Source organism: Streptococcus parasanguinis (genome assembly GCF_016648925.1).
In the GTDB taxonomy this organism is placed as follows: Bacteria; Bacillota; Bacilli; order Lactobacillales; family Streptococcaceae; genus Streptococcus.
Window position 1 is genome coordinate 1 of sequence record NZ_JACLQX010000044.1, and the last position, 2,378, is coordinate 2,378.

The 2,378-nt window shown below is 31.8% G+C and carries 4 protein-coding genes and 1 pseudogene; all 5 read right to left on the minus strand.

The annotated features are described in order from the left end of the window. Nucleotides 1-348 precede the first annotated feature (348 nt). Nucleotides 349-456, minus strand: a pseudogene (locus tag H7T97_RS10445) (30S ribosomal protein S9); the annotation flags it as partial. A gap of 108 nt (nucleotides 457-564) precedes the next feature. Then, nucleotides 565-849, minus strand: coding sequence for a hypothetical protein (locus tag H7T97_RS10155; protein ID WP_241672573.1), 285 nt, complete (start codon nucleotides 847-849; stop codon nucleotides 565-567). Nucleotides 850-918: 69 nt separating this feature from the next. After that, nucleotides 919-1,053 (minus strand): hypothetical protein, encoded by a 135-nt coding sequence (locus H7T97_RS10380; protein WP_023024363.1) that lies wholly within the window; start codon nucleotides 1,051-1,053, stop codon nucleotides 919-921. Nucleotides 1,054-1,096: 43 nt separating this feature from the next. Further along, entirely contained in the window at nucleotides 1,097-1,435 is a 339-nt protein-coding gene (gene cadX, locus H7T97_RS10160) for a Cd(II)/Zn(II)-sensing metalloregulatory transcriptional regulator CadX (RefSeq protein WP_114866545.1), read from the minus strand. Nucleotides 1,436-1,446: 11 nt separating this feature from the next. Next, the gene (locus H7T97_RS10165) at nucleotides 1,447-2,061 is read right to left on the minus strand and encodes a CadD family cadmium resistance transporter (RefSeq protein ID WP_002911684.1); all 615 of its coding nucleotides are present in this window, start codon (nucleotides 2,059-2,061) and stop codon (nucleotides 1,447-1,449) included. Nucleotides 2,062-2,378 lie beyond the last annotated feature (317 nt).

Genomic DNA, 2,378 nt, shown 5'->3' on the forward strand with positions numbered 1-2,378 from the left:
TCAAACAGCAGGAGAAATAGCCTTTAGAAGTCTCAAAAAGCAATAGGGTGAACTTGGGGTGAATTTTGGGGTGAACTTTAGTTTTTTGAACAAAAAAAGACATCCAAGAGAAAATTCTTGAATGTCTGTAAACGTTGATATAATCGTGTTGATTAACGTTTTGAGTGCAGTGGTTGCCATCCAATCAAACATCGCTTCGCTTGTTTTCTTGGGGCAACTGTGCATAGCATATCTCTACGCGACTAAAGTCGCTAGAGCTATCCTAATTGCGCACCGCCAGTTCTCATAGAAAAAACACCTTGCAAGATGCAAAGTGTTTTCGTTTGTATTCTGCTGTCCAGCAACGAATTAACGTTTAGAGAACTGGCTAGCTTTACGAGCTTTCTTAAGACCTGGTTTGGAAAGTATGGGTTTCAGTTGGACTAAAAATAACGTAATAGCAAGGCTTTTCAAAACGATATCTACTTAGTAATTTCATAAAATATGAATCAATAAATTATAAATAAGGGAATAGTTTAGGTCTGTAAGTATTAAAATAATACACCTAACTTCGGTCAACAATTTTTAGTTATTCACTCTTTTTTCAGATAGTGTTTTTAAAGTTATGATGTAAAATGCCGCAATTAAAACACTATACATCATAATCGGAGGATAGACAATTAAGGATAGAATCAATCCCACTCCTTTAATTATTAGGTCAGGTATCAATAACTTTCTATATTGTGCGGTAGCTTCAAGTAATTCTTTCTGATCCATATTGGGTTTATCAATTACTTTATGTAAAAACCAGTTTGCTACCGTTGAAACAATAACGATCAGTCCATAAAAGAGCTGTGCCGTATGATTCATGAAATGACTACTAACTATTCCAGTAGCATAGGGCATAAATGAAACAAAAAATAAAAGATACAAATTCTTTCAAATTTCTCCCTTTTCAATTTGCCTAACTTGACCTGCATTACCTAGGTCGCTTTGCTTTAAATTATACTTTTTTCTTAAACATTTAATACGAGTAGGTATTTCTTGTGAGTAATTTTCATCAAAAAATTTCATATATAATCTCCCTATAATCATGGAAAAGTAGTAAAAATAGTTGTTATCCTAGTTGATTAAAAAAATCTCTGATTTCCTCATCTTTTATAAAATAATATATAATTTTCCCCTCTCTTCTAGTGTCCAAGATGTTTTGATTGGCTAGTTTACGAAGATGGTGGGAGGCAGATGCCATACTGAGATTTAATAAACAGGCTATATCGCAGACACAGAGTTCTTCGATGGCAAGGAGATAAAAGATGATATTTATCTGTTTATTATCGGTAAATTTTGATAAAATGCGAAGTGATTTTTGGACTTTTTCCTTTTCAAGGTAGTTCGTTGCGGTTGTAACATTTTGTTGATTTATAACATCCACTTGACAGATACTATCTTTTTTCATAATTTTTTCTCCTAGCCTAACACAGCCCATAGCATGTCAAAGCTGTTGTTTTCAATCAGGATATACATCCCCAATCCTAAATAGACAACGGCAATAAACCATCTGCTATATTTTTCCAAAGTTTCTCCAACAGAAGGGACTTGTGCTAATTTTTGGGCAGAAAAAACCAAGAGATAAATCATGACTAGAAAAGTAAGTAAAGTCACTATCAAATTCGCTAAATTTAAGGTGGTAAAATATGGGACAAAGACACCAATATTGTCAGCGCCACAACTTGCAAAAGTAATCATAGCGACTAGAAAAATCAAGTTTTTATTGTCTTTTCGCAAACCATCTTTTGCAATAGCTTCTCCATCAGAATCTCCTAAAAGCAAAACTTTGAGGCCTAGGAAAATTGGAATCAAACCGAGTAAACCTAAAATCTCTTTACTAGGAATATAATTTAAGACAAATGCAAAAAGCAAACTTAGGAATATTAGACTAACAGAGCCTAGAAATTGTCCTAAATAGATGTTAATAATGTCCTTTCTGCTTTTTCTTTTGGCAAAAAATAACATTAGGATAATAAGTAAGTCTACGGCTGTCCCAGAATACAGGATTATTGAAGTAACAATATTTTGAATCATAAAACACCTCATTCAAATATATTTTTGAATGTATTCTAACATTAACCTTTGTAGATGTCAACTTAAAATCCACCAATTAATAATTGCATGTCAATATTTGTATTGTGAAACTAGTTTCAGAAATATATAGTCTTAAAGTATGTCCACTGCCAATGGTTTTTTCAATATTTAAGAGGAGATTTATAATGGTTCATTTCTATAAATTTATAAACGAGTTATATATTTTGTTTAACCAATTATTAACTATTTTTATCAATAATCACTTCATTAATTTGTACTTTTTAATTTTGATTTATTTTTCGTGCATATTTTATATG